Source organism: Arthrobacter globiformis (genome assembly GCF_046536215.2).
GTDB classification, from domain to species: domain Bacteria; phylum Actinomycetota; class Actinomycetes; order Actinomycetales; family Micrococcaceae; genus Arthrobacter; species Arthrobacter globiformis_E.
The window spans coordinates 45,386-67,262 of record NZ_JAWMWD020000002.1 but is presented as its reverse complement, the minus strand read 5'-3'; the positions used below and the strand labels follow the sequence as shown (position 1 = coordinate 67,262).

Annotated in this window: 17 protein-coding genes and 5 pseudogenes; 9 read left to right on the top strand and 13 right to left on the bottom strand. The window is 60.9% G+C overall.

All coding sequences use genetic code 11. The annotated features are described in order from the left end of the window. Positions 1-33 precede the first annotated feature (33 nt). Entirely contained in the window at positions 34-303 is a 270-nt protein-coding gene (locus tag R5O87_RS23205; RefSeq protein ID WP_410554721.1) for a hypothetical protein, read from the bottom strand. A gap of 218 nt (positions 304-521) precedes the next feature. Here R5O87_RS23205 and R5O87_RS23200 point away from each other — a divergent pair, with 218 nt between their 5' ends. The 5 genes and pseudogenes from R5O87_RS23200 to R5O87_RS23180 all read left to right on the top strand — a co-directional run bounded on the left by R5O87_RS23200 (position 522) and on the right by R5O87_RS23180 (position 6,396). Beyond that, the gene (locus tag R5O87_RS23200) at positions 522-1,481 is read left to right on the top strand and encodes a DNA methyltransferase (RefSeq protein ID WP_410554720.1); all 960 of its coding nucleotides are present in this window, start codon (positions 522-524) and stop codon (positions 1,479-1,481) included. Positions 1,482-1,632: 151 nt separating this feature from the next. Then, on the top strand, positions 1,633-2,655 hold the full coding sequence (locus R5O87_RS23195; protein WP_410554719.1) for a DNA methyltransferase: 1,023 nt from the start codon (positions 1,633-1,635) through the stop codon (positions 2,653-2,655). Between the two features lie 6 nt (positions 2,656-2,661). Next, a complete protein-coding gene (locus R5O87_RS23190; RefSeq protein ID WP_410554718.1) occupies positions 2,662-5,463 on the top strand; it encodes a DEAD/DEAH box helicase in 2,802 nt (933 codons plus the stop codon). Between the two features lie 60 nt (positions 5,464-5,523). Continuing rightward, positions 5,524-6,240, top strand: a pseudogene (locus R5O87_RS23185) (SOS response-associated peptidase). A 9-nt stretch (positions 6,241-6,249) separates the two neighbouring features. After that, positions 6,250-6,396: a hypothetical protein gene (locus R5O87_RS23180; RefSeq protein ID WP_410554717.1), complete on the top strand. Its 147-nt coding sequence runs from the start codon at positions 6,250-6,252 to the stop codon at positions 6,394-6,396. Here R5O87_RS23180 and R5O87_RS23175 read toward each other — a convergent pair. From R5O87_RS23175 to R5O87_RS23160, 4 genes and pseudogenes are all read right to left on the bottom strand, one after another. Then, the gene (locus tag R5O87_RS23175) at positions 6,393-7,415 is read right to left on the bottom strand and encodes an ATP-dependent DNA ligase (protein ID WP_410554716.1); all 1,023 of its coding nucleotides are present in this window, start codon (positions 7,413-7,415) and stop codon (positions 6,393-6,395) included. The genes R5O87_RS23180 and R5O87_RS23175 overlap by 4 nt on opposite strands. Before the next feature lie 25 nt (positions 7,416-7,440). After that, positions 7,441-7,755, bottom strand: a complete 315-nt coding sequence (locus tag R5O87_RS23170; RefSeq protein ID WP_410554715.1) for a hypothetical protein — start codon at positions 7,753-7,755, stop codon at positions 7,441-7,443. A 36-nt stretch (positions 7,756-7,791) separates the two neighbouring features. Next, positions 7,792-9,090 (bottom strand): Y-family DNA polymerase, encoded by a 1,299-nt coding sequence (locus R5O87_RS23165; protein ID WP_462836452.1) that lies wholly within the window; start codon positions 9,088-9,090, stop codon positions 7,792-7,794. A gap of 8 nt (positions 9,091-9,098) precedes the next feature. Next, positions 9,099-9,529, bottom strand: a pseudogene (locus R5O87_RS23160) (LexA family protein). Between the two features lie 448 nt (positions 9,530-9,977). Here R5O87_RS23160 and R5O87_RS23155 point away from each other — a divergent pair. After that, positions 9,978-10,696, top strand: a pseudogene (locus R5O87_RS23155) (HNH endonuclease family protein). A gap of 53 nt (positions 10,697-10,749) precedes the next feature. On the opposite strand, the gene R5O87_RS23150 reads toward R5O87_RS23155, so the two are convergent. From R5O87_RS23150 to R5O87_RS23140, 3 genes are all read right to left on the bottom strand, one after another. Further along, on the bottom strand, positions 10,750-10,893 hold the full coding sequence (locus tag R5O87_RS23150) for a hypothetical protein (protein WP_410554713.1): 144 nt from the start codon (positions 10,891-10,893) through the stop codon (positions 10,750-10,752). A gap of 321 nt (positions 10,894-11,214) precedes the next feature. Beyond that, positions 11,215-11,886, bottom strand: a complete 672-nt coding sequence (locus tag R5O87_RS23145; RefSeq protein WP_462836451.1) for a helicase associated domain-containing protein — start codon at positions 11,884-11,886, stop codon at positions 11,215-11,217. A 10-nt stretch (positions 11,887-11,896) separates the two neighbouring features. Next, a complete protein-coding gene (locus R5O87_RS23140) occupies positions 11,897-12,265 on the bottom strand; it encodes a hypothetical protein (RefSeq protein WP_410554711.1) in 369 nt (122 codons plus the stop codon). A 476-nt stretch (positions 12,266-12,741) separates the two neighbouring features. Here R5O87_RS23140 and R5O87_RS23135 point away from each other — a divergent pair. After that, positions 12,742-13,944: pseudogene (locus R5O87_RS23135) on the top strand (IS110 family RNA-guided transposase). Positions 13,945-13,974: 30 nt separating this feature from the next. On the opposite strand, the gene R5O87_RS23130 reads toward R5O87_RS23135, so the two are convergent. From R5O87_RS23130 to R5O87_RS23110, 5 genes are all read right to left on the bottom strand, one after another. Continuing rightward, entirely contained in the window at positions 13,975-14,448 is a 474-nt protein-coding gene (locus R5O87_RS23130) for a Mov34/MPN/PAD-1 family protein (protein WP_410554710.1), read from the bottom strand. Next, positions 14,445-16,169: a ThiF family adenylyltransferase gene (locus R5O87_RS23125; RefSeq protein WP_410554709.1), complete on the bottom strand. Its 1,725-nt coding sequence runs from the start codon at positions 16,167-16,169 to the stop codon at positions 14,445-14,447. Before R5O87_RS23125 ends, R5O87_RS23130 begins: the two co-directional genes overlap by 4 nt. A gap of 589 nt (positions 16,170-16,758) precedes the next feature. Continuing rightward, the gene (locus tag R5O87_RS23120; RefSeq protein WP_462836455.1) at positions 16,759-17,574 is read right to left on the bottom strand and encodes a nuclease-related domain-containing protein; all 816 of its coding nucleotides are present in this window, start codon (positions 17,572-17,574) and stop codon (positions 16,759-16,761) included. 669 nt (positions 17,575-18,243) lie between these two features. After that, the gene (locus tag R5O87_RS23115; protein WP_410554763.1) at positions 18,244-19,149 is read right to left on the bottom strand and encodes a YaaC family protein; all 906 of its coding nucleotides are present in this window, start codon (positions 19,147-19,149) and stop codon (positions 18,244-18,246) included. 148 nt (positions 19,150-19,297) lie between these two features. Next, positions 19,298-19,942: a DUF4145 domain-containing protein gene (locus R5O87_RS23110; protein WP_410554707.1), complete on the bottom strand. Its 645-nt coding sequence runs from the start codon at positions 19,940-19,942 to the stop codon at positions 19,298-19,300. Positions 19,943-20,031: 89 nt separating this feature from the next. Between R5O87_RS23110 and R5O87_RS23105 the strand changes: the two are divergent. Together R5O87_RS23105 and dprA are read left to right on the top strand one after the other, a co-directional pair. Beyond that, a pseudogene (locus R5O87_RS23105) lies at positions 20,032-20,280 on the top strand (hypothetical protein); the annotation flags it as partial. 329 nt (positions 20,281-20,609) lie between these two features. Then, the gene (dprA, locus tag R5O87_RS23100) at positions 20,610-21,518 is read left to right on the top strand and encodes a DNA-processing protein DprA (RefSeq protein ID WP_410554706.1); all 909 of its coding nucleotides are present in this window, start codon (positions 20,610-20,612) and stop codon (positions 21,516-21,518) included. The last annotated feature ends 359 nt before the right edge of the window (positions 21,519-21,877 follow it).

Genomic DNA, 21,877 nt, shown 5'->3' with positions numbered 1-21,877 from the left:
CACCTACGGCCGGCGCAGCTGCAGCCAGAGATGCTAAGCGCTGGCCTCATCTTCATGCGTTGCCTGCAGGGCGTTAATTTCCTGAAGTGACAGGTACGTATAGTCATCGGTCTCGCGCAGCTTACGGAGCCGTTCGCGCATGGCAGGACCGGCGGCAAGCCAAAGTGCATCCCACTCACGAAGCAGGTATTGCAGTTCGATCCATCGGATCTTGACGAACCGTGTCCGTGGCCGCTGCTTAGCGGCCTGACGCATCCTCATCAGCCAATGCGGCTCGGGAGATTCAATTCCAGACTCAGCCATGCCTTCAGGGTAATTCGGCAGCCCGAGACGGAACCGTGTTCCAGAAAAATTTGGGAGAAACTGCGGTTAGTCAATGGCCCAGTAATCGTCGCGTCCGCTTCTGCAGGGTGGCCAGTGAGTCAGCGACCGAACCTGCAGCCGGCGGCGGGTAAAGTCGATTACGCCCGCGCGGTGCCTCACGGGGCGGCGTTGGCCTGACTGACTTCAAGGAGTAATGGGTGGCACACCTCGACACGCTGATCGCGATGATCCCGGACGAGAAGCTCAGGGGCGCGATTGAGGAGCAGATCGCTCGGCTGCATGCCAAGACGAGCTTTGGCCTGGTGTTTGAAGAGCATCGGCCGGAGACCGTTCAGCTGCCTGGTTTTGAGGTAAAGCGTGGGGACAAGGTTGTCTTCAAGGACGGTTCAGTGCTGGAGATCTGGACAGTGTTGAGGCTGGACGATGGCAATGCGGTGCTCGTAAGGAACAGTGACCACGTTGAACGTGTCACTGCGCCGGTCGCGGATCTCGTCGTTATTCGCGAGTTCGGCGATCCAATTTATCCGGGCCTTCAGAGTGTCGGGGCGGTCAAGCGAGGTGGCGATAAGCCATTTCACACGGTCATCAACGCTGAGAACTTTCACGCCACTGAAATGCTTCTCTATCCCTATGAAGGGAAGGTCGATGTCATCTACCTTGATCCTCCCTACAACACCGGAGCGAAGGACTGGAAATATAACAACGACTACGTCGACAAGAAGGATCAGTACCGCCACTCCAAGTGGCTGTCATTCATAGAGAAGCGGCTTGTTCTGGCGAGGCGTCTGCTCAACCCGAAGAAGTCGGTGCTCATCTTCACGATTGACGAGAAAGAATACCTGCGTGCAGGGCTCTTGCTCGAGCAAGTCTTCCGTGGGTGCACTATCCAAATGGTCACGAGCGTGACAAATCCATCTGGATCCCCCCGCGGAGGTGGGTTCGCCCGTGTGGACGAATACCTTTTCATTGTTTTCCTGGGCGAGGCTGAGGCGGCTCGGATGAAGACCGACATGCTCTTCGTTGGAGACGCTGACGATGATGATCCTGATGCCGAAACCGAAGATGCAGGCGGAGCCATCTGGGATTCGATGCTGCGACGGGGTACGAATGCTCGCCGTATAGATAGGGAGAACCAGTTTTACCTTCTTCGTCGATGAGGAGGCCAGTCGAATTCATTCGGTTGGTGAACCGCTGCTGCCGCCGACGGTGGACCGCAAAACAGTCACGCCGCCTCCCGGAACAGTTGCCGTTTGGCCGATCCGCTCCGATGGAAGTGAAGGACGTTGGAAGATTGGTCGGGGCCTCTTTGTGGCAAATCTGGCAGAGGGAACCGCGCGGCTCGGTCGGAAGAACAAGAAGACTGGCCGTTGGGCCATTAACTACTGCTATCAGGCAATCAAGGACCGCATCGCCTCAGGTGAGATCGCGGTGCTGGGCAAGGATGCAAACGGTGCCCTGATTCTGGAGCGGCGGGGCGGATCTGAGAACGGATCGGTCGTCCCAAAGACAGTCTGGAACCAGGCGTCACATGACGCAGCCACCTACGGCAGCTCCTTGCTGAGGTCGCTCATCCCAGGCCGTAAGTTCCCATTCCCGAAGTCTCTCTACGCTGTGGAAGACACCCTCAGGTTCTTCGTCAAGGAGAATCCGGAGGCGTTGGTCCTGGACTTCTTCGGTGGGTCCGGCACAACGGCACATGCCGTGATGCGCCTCAATCGTCAGGACGGCGGGAAACGCCGCTCCATCATCGTCACCAACAATGCTGTTTCGGACGAAGAAGACAAGCAGCTGCGGAAACAAGGCTGCGAGCCGGGGGACGATGACTACGAAGCACTCGGAATCTTCGAATACATCACCAAGCCGCGCCTTGAGGCTGCGATCACGGGGAAGACTGCGACCGGGACGCCGATCAAGGGCACTTATCGGTTTATCGACGAATTCCCAATAAGTGAAGGCTTCGAGGAAAATGTTGAGTTCTTCAAGCTGACCTATGAGGACAATCATCTGGTGCGTCTCGGGCGCGCGTTCGCGGCCATCGCTCCGATCCTGTGGCTGCGCGCCGGTGCCGAAGGGGAGCGCATAGACGAATTGCCAGCAGACGGCTGGGCACTCCCGAAGAAGGGCTACTACGGCCTGCTAACCGACATCGATCAGTGGGAGCCGTTCGTGGACGCCGTCAATGCGCGTGACGATGTCCGGTCCGTCTTCATCGTCACGAACTCTCAGGCCGAGTTCGAGGCCATCAACGTTCAAATCGACCAACGGATCGACTCAGTCCGGCTGTACTCGGACTATCTTCAGTCGTTTGAAATCAACACAAGGCAGGGCTAAAACTCCATGAAGTTCAAACTCCGCGGGTACCAAGCAGTTGCCAAACGCGATGTTCTCGAAGACATCGGCGACTCACTCGAGCGCTACGTCGAGACCGGCCGCGAGCGGGTCACTGCGGTGCAACTGACGGCCCCCACCGGCTCAGGCAAGACGGTTATCGCTGCCGCTGTGATCGAGACTGCGCTCTTCGGCGCCGAAGACGTTGTCGCGAACCCGGACTGGACCTTCCTCTGGGTGTCAGACGATCCGTCCCTTAACGAGCAGACGGCGCGCAAATTCTTGACCGCGTCGGACAAGATCTCGCACGGCACCATTGAGATCATTGAACCGACGTTTGACCAGAAGGTGCTCGACAGCGGCAAGGTATATTTCCTCAACGTTCAGAAACTGAACTCGAGCGCCAGGCTATCCAAGGCGGGCCAGGGCGATCTGCGGGAGTATTCGTTCTGGCAAACTTTGTCGAACACGATCGACACCAAGCCTGACAAGTTCGTCATCATGATCGACGAGGCACATGTCGGTATGAAGGCTGAGCGCTCCAGGGACACGATCGTGTCGAGGATTATCGGGGGCGCGAAGACGGGCCGACCAGCAGCGCCCGTCATAGTCGGCATCACGGCAACCCCGAAGCGCTTCGAAAAAGCCATGGATACGATCCATCGCCGCGTTCGCCCGACCCGCATTGGGGTCGAGGAGGTGCAAGCATCGGGTTTGCTCAAGGACGGCATCGTGCTGGCGAGGCCGGAGCATCTTGGGGCCAATTTCAACGAGTCTGCGCTGCTTCGTCACTCTGTGGCGACGGTGCGGCAGTACGAGGCGGAGTGGGCGGCCTACTCCACAGCCAACAGTGAGCCGCAAGTGCTTCCGGCACTGGTCATCCAAGTGGGTAACGTCCCGACGGATGACGAGCTGACCGGGATCATCGACGTCGTACTGGAAGCCTGGCCGGGTCTCAAGACTCGCAATATCTGCCACACGTTCGGTGAGCACGGCGTACTGAATGTCGGGAGCTACGCCATCCCTTACTCCAATCCCGAGGACATTCAGGACGATCTCGATATCCGAGTGGTGCTCTGCAAGCAGGCAATCACGACCGGCTGGGATTGCCCGCGCGCTGAAGTGTTGCTGTCTTACCGGAAAGTTGAGGACCAAGACGCCATTACCCAGATCATTGGCCGCATGATCCGGACTCCTCTGGCCCGGCGCGTCGACCATAACGAAGCGCTGAACTACGTCCACTGCTTCCTGCCTCGTTTCAACAAGGAGGGCGTCAAAAAGATTAAGGACCGCCTCCGTCTGGGTGACGACACCTTTCGCGAAGAATGGGTGCACCCTGAGGTCGAGGAACCGGAAGCCCTCCCGGGGCTACTGCCGCCGATCCCGAGCACTGAGGTGACTCTGGCGGGCAGTACTCTGGCCAAGCGGGCCACAACCGTCAACACGGGTTTGCGTGATGAGCGGCTGCGCCAGCAGGAAGTCGAACGCGATCTCAATGCCGCGTTTTTTGAGGATGAAGGGACGGATACGAAAATCGCTGCCGGCACGGCGAGTCCCGAACCGGAAGCCGCCGAAGAACCGATTGTAATAGGCGAGCAGGAGGACGAGGAGAATCCGGGAGCCACTGGTGTTACGGTCTTCACGAACGAGACCGTTCGCTTGGTACGCAACCCGAAGATCGACGAGCCCATCTTCGAGCTGCTGATTAGCCTGCCGTCGTATGTGATTCCCGGCTTCCAGTACCGGACGCAGGTTGACCGGCTCAAGAATTTTGCCACGTTGCTCACGGGCGGTGGCAAGAACGCTGTTTTGCAGGGTGCCACCAAGATTGCCAATGAGCGGCTTCTGAACGTTCTAAGGGAGACGCGCGTTCAGCTGGACGAAAGCGACTCCTTCCAGGGAGCGGCCGACAAACTTGCGCATTTCTTCATCGAAAACGAAGTCACAACGCTGTTCGACGGTAACGCCGTGCTGGAGATTGACCAGCTAGAGGAAGTCGAGATCGACAGCAAGGGTGTCGAGCAATTGTTCGCCCAAGCGGAGCGGCGGATCGGTCGCACAATGGCCAACGCCTACCTGAATGAGCGTTACGGAGTCGATGGCGACACATTCACGATGATGATGTCCGTGGCAGTCGTGGCGCACCAGCCGGGCGTTAGGGAGAAGCTCGAACAGGTCGCCAACGCCACCATCGTCGAATGGTTCAAGGAATACCAGACCCAGATTAACAAGGCACCCTCGGCCTTGAAATCGCAGATTGACGAGGTGCGGTCTGAGGCGACCGAGCCGGAGCAGTCGGTCATCTCTTTGCCCGACAACAAACCGTTCCCGGTGGCTGAAGTGGTATGGCCACGACATATTCTTTCCTCACCGACCGGCGACTACCCTGTAAAACTCAACGAGTGGGAGATTCACGTCCTCAACACTGAGCTGGCTGATTCTAGGTGCCTTGCGTGGTACCGCAACCCAACGGGTGGCCCCAGCTCGCTGAAGGTGCCCTACTTCATGAACCGGCGGCATCACGGCGTCAGCCCAGACTTCGTATTTTTCCACCAGACCGATGACGGCGTCGTGGCGTCGATTCTGGACCCGCACGCTCAGAACCAGAGTGACTCAGTGCCGAAGCTCAAGGGCTTGGCGGCCTACGCGCAGGCACACGGTGACGAGTACCAGCGCATCGAGTCAATCATCAAGATCAAAGACATTTACTACTCTCTCGACCTGAAGGACACGTCTGTCCAGGCAGCGGTGGAGGCATACCGTGATGCCCGGCCCGAGGGCCTCTACCTGGAACACGCTGGTAAGTACTAGGAGCCATCGTGTCTTGCGATGGGCAGATAATGGCCAGTACGCGTCAGGCAGAATGGGCTTATGTGCGGCAGATACGTCATGTCCAAGGCCACGAGTGACCTCCTGAACTACTTTGACGCCAAGGAGGTGGAGGGCAGCCCGCCGCCGCCGAGCTGGAATGTGGCACCTACTCAGGCTGTGCCGCTGGTTGCCGAACGCCTGGATGAGGGCACGATTGACCGGCATCTGCTGATCGCCCGCTGGGGTCTGGTGCCGTCCTGGGCGTAGGATGTCAAGATCGGCTCGAAGCTGATCAACGCCCGCAGCGAGTCCATCCTGGAGAAGCCGTCTTTCCGGAAGGCTGCGGTGAAGCGCCGTGCAATCGTGCCGGCTGAGGGCTATTACGAGTGGCAGAAGACCGAGGACGGGAAGAAGATCCCGAACTACCTGTACTCGGAGAATGAGCCGCTGTTGGGTTTCGCCGGCCTGTATGAGTGGTGGGCTGACCCTTCGCTGCCCGAGGATGATCCGGAACGATGGCTGCTCAGCTGCACTGTGCTCACCACAACCACCCAGGACGCCCTGGGGCACGTCCATGACCGTTCCCCGGTCATCATCCCGCGGGACCGCTTCGCGGAATGGCTCGACCCGGACCTGACCGACAAGAGCGACATCCAGCACTTGCTGGACTCCTTGCCGGAACCGACCTTAATTCCTCGGATTGTCAGCTCCCGGGTCAACAGTGTGCGTAACAACGGGCCAGAGCTGATCGAGCCCGCCGAGCCTGCAGCCAAATAGACTCATGCGGTGATACTCACCGGCACCATTACCAACCCGGACGGAAGCTACAACCACATCGAGGCGGCAGGCGACACTTATGAAGAAGCGCGGGAAAACCTCTATGCGCTTCTCGAAGAAGGGCAAAACCTCTTAGTGATCCGCACGGACCGCTAACCCGCGTGAAGCCGGTCCGGCAGCGCGACGTCGGCAGGGGACAGCTCCGGCCTCACGCGGAGTAGCCGCAAGGGGTGCCGGAAGGAACTTCCAGACCATGCGGTGTCAGCGGAGACCTCAACAACCACGGGGTCAACGAGCGTCAGGGCCACAGGCTCCTTGTCCCGGTTGAACCTGTCCAAAGCCGTACCTTTCACCCTGGCCGGCCAGGGATGGTCACCCACGGGAGGGTGCAGCCACCGCGCCAGTTCCCGGCTGTCCCTCGCCTTCAGTGGCGTGGACCGTCCCACGATCCGCAGCTTCCCATCCAGGATGAGGCCGGCAACGACTTCTCCGGGTTGGCGGATGGGTCCGATCACTGCCCCACAGATGATGTCCAGGGTTTCTCTGTGTTTAAGCTTCAGCCACGAGCGGGCACCGGGCGTGTAGGGCTCATTCAGATCTTTGATGACCAGCCCTTCGATCCCTGTGGGTGGCAGGTCTTCGAACCACTGTGCCGCCACGTCCAGGTCCGTGGTGGTGGGCGAGATGGACAGTGGGGGATTCCAGCCGTTGGCGAGTTCTTCAAGGAGCGCCCGCCGCTGGCTCAGAGGCAGGGTCCGGGCATCGTGACCGGCAACGGCCAGAACGTCGAACGCCACGTAATTGGCTGGCGCCGCTGCTACAAGCCCTGGAAGGGTTTTTGCTCCCGTAGCTAGGCGTTGCTGCAGGGCGGTGAAGTTCAGCCGGCCCTGGTTCCAGATCACGGCTTCGCCGTCGATCACGCATCCCGGGGTTACGGCCGAAATGATCGCGGCGCAGAGTTCAGGGAAGTACCCCGACAGTTCCTTTCCTTGCCGGGACCACAGCGTGGCCCCGCGGTCATCGCGAACCGCAACACACCTGTACCCGTCCCACTTGGGTTCAAACAGCAGGTCCCTGTGCGACGCGCCACCACGAGGCATCTTGTCCACGGCGCGAGCCAGCGCGACTTTTACCGGCGGTGCAAGCCCCGGCGGCAACCCGGCCGTGATTCCCATGGCCCTACGCTACGCAGGAGTTGGTTCAGCTGTCAGTGATGGTCTCCAGTAACCACTGCTCGGCTAGGGGTTGCCGGCGCAGCTCAAAGGTTCGTAGCTGCGAGTCGGAGCCGCCGAGGCGAACCTGAACACGCCAGTGTTCGATGTCGACGACGTTCCCGACGCCTACGGGAACGCTTCGGCGGGTCTCCCACCATGAGTCCCTGGTGAACCAGTGGACAGGTTCTTCGGTTACGGCCCAGATACGTCCGTCGTACCGGACGGCCAGGGGAGTGCCGGCCTTGGTGAAGCGAACGTCCACCGGGGCATTGAGGGTAGGAGCTTCTGGGGTGATGGTCATGAGCTTGTTGTCTTCCTGGATGGTGCAGAGGGTTGGTCAGGCGGCTTTGACGAGGGGCAGTTCGCCCCAGTGGGTGGTGTATCTCGGGGAGAGCATGTCCCGTTTCATCGTCCAATCCGGGCCGCCCCGGATCCCGCCATGGCCCAGGCCGATGGACCCGCGTCCGTAGCGGCGGGTGACGTCCTCCAGCAGGGTGCCGATGTGCCGTTCCTCGTGGGGGTTTTCGAACAGGGACAGGGGTGCCTGGTTGCCGCTGGGGCGCAGGTCGGTGACCATGATCCCTGCCCTGGCGTATCGGACGCCTTCGACAATCCGGGGCAGGAGGGCGTGCCCGGCTTTCGTCAGGATCACCGGGTCGGCGGTCGGCATCGGTAACGGCACGCACACCGACGGGTACGAGGTGTCTTTGGGGTTGAAGTGTGAGGTGCCGGCGAACGCGGTCAGGACCTTGGCCTGCAGCCCGTGTTTGGCCAGCCGCGCCGAGGCCTGCTGCCCGTACACACTCATGACCTGCCGGATGCCCGCCGCGGTGGTGATGGGCTTGGCGAACGACCGGGAAAAGATCAGCTGGTCCCGCCCGATCCGTTCCTCCTCCATAGGGATGCAGGGCGTGCCCTGCAGCTCCAGGACGGTACGCATCACCACGACGTTGAACTTGTCCCGGATGGCCACCGGATCGGCCTGGACCAGATCAGCGATCGTGAAGATACCCATCCCGTTCAGCCGTCTCGTCAGCCTGCCGGCGATGCCCCACACCTCCTCAACGGACAGCCGACCCAACAACGCCTCCCGCTCCGCTGCGGGAACGGAATCCCAATGACACACCCCGGCAAAGCCCTTGTTGTTCTTCGCCCACTTGTTGGCCAGCTTCGCCAGCGTCTTCGTCGGGGCGATCCCGACGCAGACCGGCACGCCGACGTTCCGCCGGACGGCCGCCTTCATCGACCGGCCCATCGCCAGCAGCTCTGCCGGCGAGCCTTTGACACCGAGGAAGGCTTCGTCGATGCTGTAGACCTCCAGCCAGGCAGAGTACCGGCCCAGCAGCTCCATCACCCGGGCACTGATGTCCCCGTACAGTTCGTAATTGCTGGACAGCGCGACCAAGCCCCATTCCTTCGCACGCGGGGCGAGCTTGAACCAGGGGTCACCCATCGCGATCCCCAGGGCCTTGGCCTCGGGGGAGCGGGTGACAGCGCAACCGTCGTTGTTGGACAGCACGATCACTGGCTTCCCCTCCAGTGAGGGGTCGAACGCCCGCTCCGCGGAGGCGTAGAAACAGTTCACATCTACGTGGGCGATCTGCGGCATGTGCCGCATCAACACCGGCTTAGACATCGCCGGCCCTAAACGCGGTGCAGGCATCGCGTTGCCACGCCCCAAATGGTCAGGTCGGCCAGCGCCGGCACATGGATGTCGGGGTAGGCCGGGTACTCCGCCTGCAGCACCACACCTGTAGGGGTGATCCGCAGCCGCTTGATCGTCAGCTCCCCGTCGAGAACCGCAACGACCACGGCACCATCGTGAGGCTCCAGCGCCCGGTCTACGATCAGTTCATCACCGTCGCTGATCCCGGCGTCCCTCATGGACTCCCCGGACACCCGCACCACAAGGTGCTGGTGACGTCCTTGATCAGGTGCGCGTTCAGGTCGATCCGGCCATCAAAGTAGTCCTGCGCCGGCGACGGGAACCCCGCCGCGGCCGGCACCGGAGAGACCAGCACCGACAACAACGAAACGCCCGCGTCTATCACACAGGGACCGACAATAACGCCCACAACACACCTTTATCCGAATATATGTTCGAGTAATGAGTGTACGCGCAGGGGCAGACAGTCGGCAGTCCCCGGGCGAATTGCATGTGATGCGGGATTGCCAGCGCTGCCGGGGGAGGGCCGCTGCCCACCGCCGGGGACAATCCTGTCCGGGTTATCCCACCGCTACGACTGCCGACGGGAGCTTCCCCCGGGCTCCCAGGAAGGACCAGCCGTGGATAACCCGGATTGCCCCCAACCGTGGACAGGAGCAGCGCGACCTGGAGGCCTGTCGGGTGGGGAGCCGCGTGATCGTCCAGCGAAGGGGTGCGAATGAAGGCTCACCCGCGGGAAAGCTTTCCGGGCGTGGGCGGCAGGCCTGGGCCGGAGTGTGACAGGCATCATGCTGCCGGTTCCCCCGGGAGTGTCGGCAGGCGCCGCTAGCGTGAATCTTTAGCTACCCATGAGGACCATGAAGATCACCCACACCGCCGCAAAGACACTGACCGCCTTGACTGCCCTGCTGCTGGCGGGGTCCCTGGCCGGGTGTGAAGCCGCCGCACAGGCTCTTGAGGCCGCCGAGTCCGCGCCCGGCACTGATACCGCCTCTCCGGGCCCGGCCGGTGCCAACGATGCAGCATACGCCACCGCTCTGCTGGAACACCTTCCAGTGAAGGGCCGGGCACCGAAAACCGGGTATACCCGCGAGGCGTTTGGGCCGGCCTGGGCCGATACGGACCATAACGGCTGCGACACCCGCAACGACATTCTCGCCCGGGACCTCACCAACGAGACCTTCAAGCCCGGGACGGACAACTGCGTCGTCACCACCGGCACCCTTGCCGACAAGTACACCGGTACGAGGATCGAATTCGTCCGCGGCCAGGACACCAGCACGGCGGTGCAGATCGACCACATCGTCCCGTTGTCGGACGCCTGGCAAAAAGGTGCCCAGCAACTGAGCGCCGACCAGCGCAAGAAACTCGCTAACGACCCGGTGAACCTCATGGCCGCCGACGGGCCAACCAACGCCGCCAAGGGCGACAAAGACGCCGCCACCTGGCTGCCCCGAACAAGGCATTCCGCTGCGAATACGCCACCCGGCAGGTAGACGTGAAAACCAAATACAACCTCTGGATCACCCAGGCCGAGCACGACGCGATCGCCGGCATCCTCGCCACCTGCACGTAGAAGCCACGTCCTTCGACCAGTTGCGCAGACGGCTCCGGGCCGTGGCGGGAGAATCAGGACACACGCCGGAAGAGCCCGGGCTTCACCTGGACCAGGATAGGCAGCACCAGCTGAACAGGGGCCGCCCCGACGGGCTCCTCGAGCAGCTCATTGATCGAGGCCTGCCCTTTCAGTTCCCCGGACGCGTCCCTTTCCATGCCTCGACCCTAGACACGACCGGGCGGCGGAGGTCCCCACGACACGGATACGGGAAAGCAGCTCACAGTGTCACGGATCCCGCGCCGGTTCCCCGCGACGGGGAGAGCCGTCGGTCACCGGGTCCGTGAAGGGGCCAGGGCAAAGCACTGGCCAACTGCGCTGCACCAGAGATTCGGGCGTCCGCGGGCGCGGGGTTCGCTGTTGGGTCCAGTGCCGCTCCGCGGAGCACCGCCGTCATCGAACGAATGGGCCAGGAACCTAAAACAGGTGGGCGGCGGGCCCGCAGTCTCTGGGCGTCCGTCGGCCCTGGCTGAAGCGCCCTATCGTGGCGCGTTCCGGGGTTTGCGGCCGCCGCGGCGGCCGCGGCCTTCCCGCCAGCCGGGCAGAAGCCGGTTCAGCTGTTCTTCCTTGGTCGGGTCCATCCTGCCGGCGCGGTAGTCGATCCGTTGCTGATGCAGCCAAACCCCCAGGGTCCGCTCTTGTCTGTCGTCCGTCTTCTGGTGCCGGGGCCACTCACCGCCGGCAGCCCGGATCCGCTGCAGCTCCTGGAGCCGCTGCTGCCAACGCTCCGCATCCCGGGCCTTCCGGGTCAAGGGCGTATCCCACTCCGGAATGACTGCCAACGCCTCCCGGTAAACGGGGGAGAGGGCCCCCTCGCTGGCCTCCCGGCGGCGGTTCGCCAGCCATGAGGCCAGCGCGCGCTCCCGCGCCGTTTTGCCGTGGCCGATCGGCACGCGCCCCTGGGCTTTGTGAAAGGCCAGGACGGCCGCAAGGTTCCGCAAGCCCACCTCGGTGGTCCGCGGTTGTGGCGGCGCCAACGCCGCCTTGTGCTCATCCCGGATAGCGGGCTCTTGTTTCGCCGCGAGCTGCAGGTGGTACCGGACGGTTGTTTCCGCGACACCGGCCCAGGCCGCGATCTTCGACGTCGGCGTCCCCGATCGGTACAGCAGAACGAACTCAGGGTTGGGTGCCGCCCGGCGCTTGGCTGTCATCGGCTCTTGTCTAGGAGCAATCGGTGTACCTCTGCTCGGGCCACTTCCAACGGCCATCCGGTTCAATGCTGTAGTTCATTTGGCCGAAGAGCATGTCACTCGTTCCCGCGGTGTTCCCTCCGCGGGCTGCGTAGAGGGCCTTGGCCTGAATGCCGCGGCGCTTCAGGCTCCTCAGAGCTAACCAAACTGCAGTCACCGCGCCGGCCAGGGGAATGCCGATCAGCGCCCACTGACGCACCCCAAGCCAATGAAGGAGGAAGAGCGGCGCTACACCCGTAAGGGCAACATAGATGGTCAGCCCGAGGGCCATGTTCACCCTCAGTTCCCAGTTGGCCGGCCGGTTGTGGATGTCATAGAGCTCATCATCGGGTGAAGTCACAACGTCCTTCCTATCAGGATCCGGCGCTCCTACTCGATCAAGTTCGTGTTGTGGGTGGCCTCGCCCCGGATTGGGCCGGTCGTCCGAGCACGGGAGGCTGGACAAAGATGGTGCTCGCAGGGCTCGCACTGTTTTGGGCGTCCGCTGGCGCGGCCGGCTGTTGGGTCCAGGGCGCACCGTCGCAGAGCTCCGGACCTCCTGAACCTTGTGTGTCTACGACGTTTTTTGGCTGCTGTCCTTATGTTGTTACCGGGACCAGTTCCTCGGCCGTTGTAGGGTCGTGGCTACCCAGGGGAGGCGGGTATGGCTTTGGTTGCTGTGCCGGACAATCGCGTGACGGCTTCGAAGGATTGGCCGCCTGCCACCCCGCGATGACCCGACCGCTAATTGAGAGACGCGACATGATCGCCGGATAAGGACACGACGGCGCGGTTATCTGCTGGGCTCTAACCCATCCAACAGACTGGAGGCTGTTCTTGGTGCAACTTTGGGCCGGCATCGACGCCGGCAAAGCCCATCATCACTGCGTTGTGATCGACGCGGACGGAAACCGTCTGCTCTCCCAACGAGTCCCGAACGATGAACCAGCCCTACTCCAACTCATCGCCCGTCCTTGAGATGGCAGGCGGGGAGGAAGTGGTCTGGGCGACCGACCTGAACCATGGTGGACCGGCGCTGCTGATTGCCCTGCTCGTCGGCCATGGCCAGGACATTCTGTACATTCCTGGCCGGACGGTGCACCACGCTTCCAAGATTTACCGCGGCGAAGGTAAGACCGACGCGAAGGACGCAGCCGTCATCGCCGACCAGGCACGAATGCGGACTGACCTGCAAACCCTACGTGCGGGGGATGAGATCAGCACAGGGCTGCGGCTCCTAACTGCCCGCCGTGCCGACAAGTCCGCGGACCGGGTACGAGCGATCAACCGTCTGCAGGCGCAGCTGCTCGAATACTTCCCGGCGCTGGAACGGGCCTTCGACTACAGCCGGTCCAAAGCCGCACTAACCCTGCTGACCAGGCATCGCACGCCGGACGGAATCCGCCGCGCCGGGCAGACAAGGATCCACTCCTGGCTGAAGAGGCAGGGGCCCCGGTCTTCGGCAGCTGTTGCCGGCACAGCGGTAGAGGCTGCCAAATCCGAGCACACGATCGTTCCCGCCCAACACATGGGGGAGGGAATCGTCGCCGCCCTCGCCCGTGAAATCCTCACCCTTAACGAGGAGTTGGCAGAACTGGATGCATTGATCAGCGAGAAAGTCATCGAACACCAGCACAGCGAGGTGCTGCTGAGCATGCCTGGCTTCGGACCGGTCCTCGCAGCGGAATTCTTGGGTGCCACCGGCGGTGACCTTACCGCGTTTCAGTCTGCCGACCGGTTCGCCGGAGTTGTCGGACTGGCCCCCGCACCCCGGGACTCGGGGAGGATCAGCGGCAATCACCATAGGCCCAGACGCTACGACCGACGGCTCCTACGCGTCTTCTACCTCTCAGGGCTCTCGGCACTGAAGTCTTGCCCCGCTTCGCGCGGCTATTACGACCGAAATTGGGTGGAAGGGAAATCGCACATCCAAGCAATGCTCTCGCTTGCCAGACGCCGACTCAAGTCCTTTGGGCTATGCTCCGCGACGGCACCACTTATACGCCCGTAACTGTGCCAGCCGTGCAATCTGGTGCCTGACGACGTCTGCTTGCTGCAGCAGTTTCCCGCTCAGATGTCCAAGCAAATGAACGGTGACTCCAGAGTGGATAGTTCCGGCCCATACAGAAAGGTTCTCTCCGTCCAAGTTTTGTTCGCCTGGCTGGAAAGAATGCACATCAGTGGCCTGGGACACCTACTCTCCGGTGAGTGGGCAATCGACGTGAGAAGATCTATGTCAGTCTCACTTGGATATGAAATCCCTTTAGGGTGAGTGTGCCACTCCCCGAGGTACTCGATGCTGCCCCTAGATGCAGCGAAGAGCTTATCGATTTCGCCGTATTGCCAATCACGGTCGGGGGTGAATGCATCGGCCTTATGTTCTGCTTGAGGACCAGGGCCAATCACGTGGGTGATTAGGGCGGTTCCATCTTGCCAGTGGCCCATTAAGAGGCCGCCGGTTTCCTCTGGAAAAGCGTTGCAGGCCTCTGCGGTAAGGGCAGATCTAAGACCTTCACCCCACTCGACGGTGAACCTTTCCTTCATGTCACCTCATGCGCACTGCATTTCGGGTGCCTTGTAACTGCAAAGCCCCGCCATGTAGGCGGGATTGGCCGACCATCCCTTTCACGAAGACTGAGAATGTGTGCGTCATACCCGTCTTGTGGGTAGCCAGCTGGGTTTGAACTAAGGAGAGAGCCAACAGCAACTCGGGCAGCTTGCAGCGCTATGACTGCAAGATCAAATCCCGTACCTGTGAAGGTTGGCGCCGCGCAACCGATTGGTTGAACCAGCGCGCTCTCGACTGCAGTGGCCTCCGGTATGGATCCTTCGTATTGGTGCCACTGAAAGCATGCAAAGCAGGCGTCGGAATCAGCCCGGATACTAACAACACTCCCTCCGCCAACTCCAGGTGATCCTTCAAGCGATATCCACGTAGTTCCGACGTCTCGGGCGATAAGGCTGGTGTACTGCTGGACTCCGACTTCTACCGTAGCGTCAATGACAAGGTCTACGGAGCTAAATAATCTTGTCAGAATCTCAGTTTCTGATTCGCCCTCAACGAGCGCAGCTTGACCAATATGGAATTTCATCGGCTTTGCGTCTGCATAAGGATTTATTTGGCTGATCCGGTGTGCCAAGGCCGCGCTCTTGTCGATACACATCGTGTCGAGAGCGCCTGCATGGCGGGCAAGATTTCCCGGCTCCAATGTGTCTTCGTCCAGAAGATGGAACTCACCGACTCCTGCCCGACAAAGTTGTTCTACAAGAACGCTACCGATGGCACCGCAACCCAGGACCGCCACGGATTTATTCTCAAGTCCATGAGTCTCGGGGGCCCGGTACATGAGATCGGAAGGTCCAGCTCTGTACGCCCGAACTAGCTTGTAGGTATCAGGAGATCGGTTACCTACGGTTGCCTTTTTGCTTGCCCTTTTGGGTTTGTGAACTCCACCTGGTTCCTTCACCACGAGGATCCAGCCGGTCCCGGTGACTTTCCAGCCATGCTCCTCAGGGAATGCCACTGCACGTACTTCAATGGCGTGGCTAGTGCCGTTGCTTTGCCGGAAGTGATTGGGTCGCGTGCCTTGGAAATCAGCATTGCGAGCTAGTTCCCAAATTTCTCTGGCGTCGCTCGTTGCAGGAGGCTTCTCTAGCGCACTCCACCTCCCGGTCAACTTGACTGGCGTGTGTGGTGAGAAGGCTGCATGTAGGCCGACGGGAGCTTCATAGGCCACTTCGCCTCCCTTGATCAGCCGATCCAAGATTATGAGCAGTCGCTGTGCTCTTCCTACGGTTTGGGTAAATGACGCTTCAAGGTCTCCAGAGGCTCCAATGGGGATGTTGGCGCGCTCCGAGTCGATCAGAAAACCGGCAGAGTCCGCGTATGCGTAGTAGGCACTATAGGGCTCTCCCTGTTGGAATTCGTCGCGTCCTTGACCTTGGACTGCCCGGCCCGCCGCAACTGCCCGCTTCAGCTGGTTGTCCAAGAGGCCCGCAAGATGCCATTCCGGAATCCAGTTTTCAGTAGACCGTTCTAGGAGGCAGAGGTCTTTTGCAAACGGATGTTGATGGTGAGCGAGATCCACGTCTTTCGTGGATACCCTCGGCGGCAGCAATGGGTATGAGGATGGAAGCGTAATCGAGAGCCTAAGGGGACCAACGCCGGTTTTCTCATCTGGTGCAAGCACGTTCAAAACCCAAAACGTCTCATCCTGTAAGTCTTGGCTCTCAACGTGGTACCCAGCCTTCTGGAGCAGAAACACTTCCTGCTCCAGAAGGCCATCCCGCAAGGTGCGGATGGACGGCATACTTAGCCGACCTTGCCCGGCTTTGGCGGGCGGGGAGGGAATCCTGGGTTATTCGGTGTGCCCGGATGCTCCGGGTGCTCCGGGTGCTCCGGGTGCTCGGGCTGGTGGGGCTTGTCAGGCTTTTCAGGCATGTATTTGTCCCTTTCTTGTAACAGACGTGCGAATCACGTTCTTGATCACAGTCTGTCCTATGGCACTGACAAATTGCGTTACCAGGGGGAGTAGTCGCCGGACTTGTTGACGGCACCGATGTAATAAGCAGGAAGTTTGTCTGCGAGGGGCACTCGTACCAGGTGGACACAAGGATGAAAGAATCAGCGTGGATGCCACATCCGGACTTGTCAGCTAGCACACCAACGCGACCCAATACCTACTGTCTTGGAATTTAACAGCTTTTCAAAACACCAATCCAAGGATCGAATGAGTGGACGGGGCGTGAATCTTAGCGATAATGGCGGCGTTATTAACAGCGCTAAGTTATCCCGTGTGCCCGGACCACTCTCCGTGGATGCTCCCGAACAGCTTTGAACGTCGGCTCCTGATGTCACGCAGGTTTGAAGCGCGAGGCTATGGATTCACGCATCCTGGCTACATCAATGTCGCCGACTGTCTGCTCTGTAAGCACTTTGGCTAACCGTTTCGGCCAGAGCACGTGAACGCCTTGAGTCGAGAATGCGCCTCCGATCAGCGGCCAGTTTGCTTCGATGAAGCACAGTGCCCCGGTGACTGGAACATCCCCGACGAGGTCGCGCATGACGTCGACCTGTTTGAGCACTCCCTTGACTAGTTTCGTGCAATCACGCCGGCCAACAAGGAGCTTCTCGACGCGTGGGCGAAGGATGGCGCCCTCAATCTTCAGTTCAGGCCGTCCCTTGTACCTTTTGGCATCGATCACCCAAATTCCACGGGGGGTGATGGCGATGTGGTCGATGTTGGCTTTCGAGCCGGGGATCCGTCGGTCGTGGAGGACAGCCAGGCCATCGGCGGCCAGGGCGTTTAGCCGATCGCCGAGGCGCTCCTCACCAATCGCGCCTCTATCCCAGGACTTTGTGTGCGGCCGCTCGTCAGAGAGGGCGACTGCGAGGCCACCGAATCGACCCCAATTTTCGCGGAGCTTTTCCTCGTCCTTCGCTTTGCGGCGCTCATATTCACGTCGGGCGGATGCCCCAGCTACTCCGGGCTCAGTGGACAACAACGCATCGCGAGGTGGTTCCAGATCGGGGTCGATGGCTTCCCCCGGGGCCTTGGTGGCACAGTCCAGGCAGCGGATGGTCTTCGTCTCGCTCTCATAGATCGCTTTTGTCCCGACCGGAAGAGAGGCACCGCACAGCCGACAGGCTCCGGCGTACCGGATATTCATTTGTTTCATGACGATGCGCTTTGGATCATTGGAACGGCCCTAATCTGCTTGTAAATCACGCCGACGGTTAGGCTGCCTCCTGCGCTTTGGTACGTCATCTGCATCAGCTTAGAGCTGCAGGGGTTCTGCAACACGGTGGGGAGTGAGCCGCTTGGGACCATTTGGGATCGAGCCTTCTTTAGAGCAGGCCTTGGTGCTTGGCTGAGGTTCTTCGATCGATGAGGTTTAGGGCTCCGATGAGTATCCACTCGGGGGCACCGATGAATCCTCGAATGAACCAGCGGATGAGGCGTGGCAGAGAAAGGACTGCGGCAACGAGGACTCCCGTGATAACGCCAACGCCCACTTGAGAAGCAGACCATGCGAGAACTAGTGCCGTTACTGAATCTATAGTCATGAGCGGAGCATAGTTTGAGCGTGGGACATTTAGGCGCAATGCCGGGCCGCAGGGATCCTTTAACCCGATGCTTCTCATTGACGAAGGATTCCGTGAAGCCAGGCAATCGAGAACAAGGCGACTTGAGATTGGCCCCGCCCCAGGGCACGCCAGCCCTACGGGCATCTGTCCAGTTTTGTTTGCCCGAAGCGAATCGCAGCGCTAAATGGCACCCGAGCCCATCCATTCATCGGACGGCAGCGGACATAGCTTAAACGGGCGTCGGCAGCATCTCAGCACTCGCTCTCTAAGCGTGGTGGTCGATTAAGGAGCGACAGGATCTGGTCTGGTAGCGCCTCACTGGCCTTCGAAAGGACTGTCTCCAGCGGCACTGCGTGATGGGACTGGTTAACGTCTACCGCCTGCGTCCACACAACCGGCTTGTAGCGTGTAATCATCGACAGCCCGTAGAGCAGTACCCACCAGGCAAGAATTGGATCCAGTGATTTCTGCCCTGGAACGGCCGCCGGCATGAGTACCGTGGACCTCCTGTAGCCGCGGAGGTGTGATTCGAAGTTTTCAAGCTCGAACTTTGCTAGATCAAGGCGTGAACCCGCATCATCGATGTTCTGTCCGTTGCCGGTAGTTGTAAGGAGTAGGGCCGGTTCGAGGTCGGGGTATCGCCGCTTTATAGCCGCAGCGTTGTCCTCTGCGTCTTGTTCGCTCAGAGGGATCGTGAAGTAACGCTGGCTGTACTGCCCCGGAAGCGAACCGTCATAGACACGATTAACGAAGAGTGGAAGGGGGTAATTGGGCTGTGGGAAATCTAGAGAGACTTCGAGAATCATGTTCCACGTTGCAGCCAGCGACACAGGCGTCTTTAGTGGATCTGAATTGAGCAACCATACGAGCCTGCCGAATGATGAGTCAGTTCCGCCGTCTCCTCTGATCTCGCAGCTAAAGAGAGCGTCCGTTTTGAGGCTGTCTAGCTGCAAGAGTTTGAGCCCATGCCCCCGCACCTCCGGAGACATCGTTTTATCGGCGGGAGTTAGGACTGCTGATATCGCCCTTCCTGCCTGAGACAGCCCGTAATACAAGTTAAGGGACCTTGATTCGTAACCAATGTGCTCAGCCGCCTTAAACTGCTGTTCAGCCTGTTCTAGAGCGCTCACAAATAGTTGTTTCCGGCTCTCAGGCATCCAGGCAGGAGGTCTGGAGCGAAGTGCACGGATTCTGCGCCAGCTTTCTTTGGAATCCTCTGAGTCACCTTCGAAGATACGTCTTGGCATCAGACCATCTTCCGCTAAGTTGCAGCTCTTTTGGGGAATGTCAGCTGCGGCCCCTCTGCTATCCGTTGGCGCGGGCAGCAACCCTCGCCTGCAGAGCAGCAAGCTTGGCCGGGTTCTGAAAAACTTCGGCGAGGAGTGCGTCCATGAACTCCAGAACCATATTGGCGTCTTCCTGGTCCACTGGGAGTTCGATGTCCCCATGCGCCATATCATTACCAAAGCTGCGGATAGCGTGTGCCGTTGTTTTGGTGAAATCCTGGATAATGTTCGCTGCCGCAAGGGCATCGATCTTGTGAAACAGGGTGCCCGACGTTATTTCCTTGTTTTTTGCAGTAGCTTCAACGACCGTTCGGGCCATCAGTATCGTGGACTTCAGGTTTCCGATGCTGAACGACTTGTGGGCCTCGCCAGCAGCTTCAGCAATGTGCTGGGGCACGTCGGAAAAGACTTGCCCTTCAACAAAGGTTGGGTGCCATTTCTGCGGTTGTTGGTTATTCCAGAAATTCTTCATTGACTCCATGGAAGCCGTGGTGGGCTGAACATCAAACTCACCTGAGCCAACCGAAAGTCGCAGGCACTGGTCACAGGAAAAGGGCGTCTCAATAAGCCATGCTCGAGAGCCCGTGCCCTCCGCCACGCGACCGTTACCAAAGACTGTCATGTGCGTGGAGTTCCCGCACCATCCGCATTTATTGACCGCCATGCTTCGTGTTCCTTCCAAAGTGCTATCCCGGATCAGTTTATGGGTGGCCGCGGGGAGCATCGCCCAGCACCGCGATGTCTCTCGAAAGTATCGCCGCAGCACGCCAGAACGGCACGCGCTTCGGCCGGCCGCTGTCCGACCCAGCCGTTATCGCCGACAAACTCGCAATCGCCCAGGACGCCCGAGCCAAGGGCCGCACCGCCGAGGGCGCCGCCCGTCTCGTTGGCTGGAGCCGCGCAACGTTCTACCGCCACCAGCAAGCCCATGCTGCAGGCGAGAGCACCAGGACCAAGCCCAGAACTAGGCGCGGCCTGACTCGGGTTTCCGGCCTCAATTAACCAGCGCCCGGGCCTAACTGCACGGACCTCGCTTCGCTCGGACTGTAGAAGCATTTTTCTGTTTTTGCTGCTGTCCTGCGGATCATACGTGCCCGCTCCACCGGCTTAACCGTCCTGCGGACGGCTGCGCCGCCGATGCCTTGTGTCGGCGCTTCGCTTATTTCCTCTCACAATCCATCCGCTGCTTGCCCTTCGGGTTGCCCCGGCTCCGTCGGGCACAGCTACGCGCTGCTCCGCTAGCAGGCAAAAAACGCCCGGGGGAGACAGGGAGCTGGCCGGTCACCTAGGCCGCCCCACCCACCGGATCCTCAGCAAAGGACGAGAAGTTCATGAATGATCGCATTGCACGCGCAGCCCTGACCCGCCTGATTGAACCGGGCGACCGTGTCGGGCAGGCCCTCGTCGGCAGGCTCGGCGCGTACGCCGCGTTGAGGCTCGCTACCGGCGCACAGCCCGCACACACTCTTCCGGACGTGACATGCGAGGAGCTGGCCGCCGCGTTGAAGCGCTGGGCACCCCGCGTGCCGGATGTCGACCCGGAGAAGGACCTGGCCACGATCGAACGCTTGGACGGCGGGTTCCTGATCCCCGGAGATGATCACTGGCCGGAGGGCCTGGACGATCTGCCCGACGCCCCGTACGGGCTTTGGTACCGGGGCAACATCGACATCGGCATCCCGGAGCCTTCGAAGTGTGTGGCCCTGACCGGATCCCGGGACGCGACCAGCTACGGCGCCTCCGTAACAGGGGACATGGCTTACGGGTTGGCCCAACGTGGAATCTGCGTGGTCTCAGGGCTGGCCTACGGCATTGATGCGCACGCGCACCGGGCCGCGTTGGCCGGGAGCCAGGGAGCGGGACCGGCAACCATCGCAGTGCTGGCCGGAGGCCTGGACCGGGACTACCCGTCAGGTAACGGTGATCTCGCGGCCGCGATCCGTGGTAACGGCCTGACGCTCTCGGAGCTCCCGCCGGGTTCCGCCCCGACCCGGTACAGGTTTCTGCAGAGGAACCGCATCATTGCCGCCCTCGCCGGAGTGACCTGTGTCGTGGAGGCGCGCTGGCGCTCGGGTGCGCTGAACACCGCGCACCACGCGGAGACGATCGCCCGGCATGTGGCCGCCGTCCCCGGCAGCATCCACAGCGCCAACTCTGCCGGATGCCACCGTCTCCTGAAGGAAGGCGGAGCCGTGCTGGTCTCCGACGCAGGGGACCTTATAGAGTTGCTCGCCGGCTAAGACTCCCAGGGTGGCCGGTCTTTCCCGGGCCGGTCACCGCGGGCGGTCCGCCGCCCGTTGGCAGCTTGGCATTGGGTCGCCGGCGGCGGACCGCCATCCGCAAAGTCGGATGCTGTTCAGCTGCCGTCCGCACCCCCGACCGTGCCGACGCACTTTGGGGATCCGTGGCCAGGGGGAAGCATGTTCGCAGGGCTCACCCAGGATCGGGCGTCCGCTGGCGCGGCCGGCTGTTGGGTCCAGGGCGTGCCGTCGCAGAGCTCCGGACCCCCTGGCCCTGTCTTGTCTACGACGTTTTGGCTGCTGTCCTGACGGATTGTACGTGTCCGCTCCGGCCGGTCTAGCCCCTCCTTCGTCGGGGC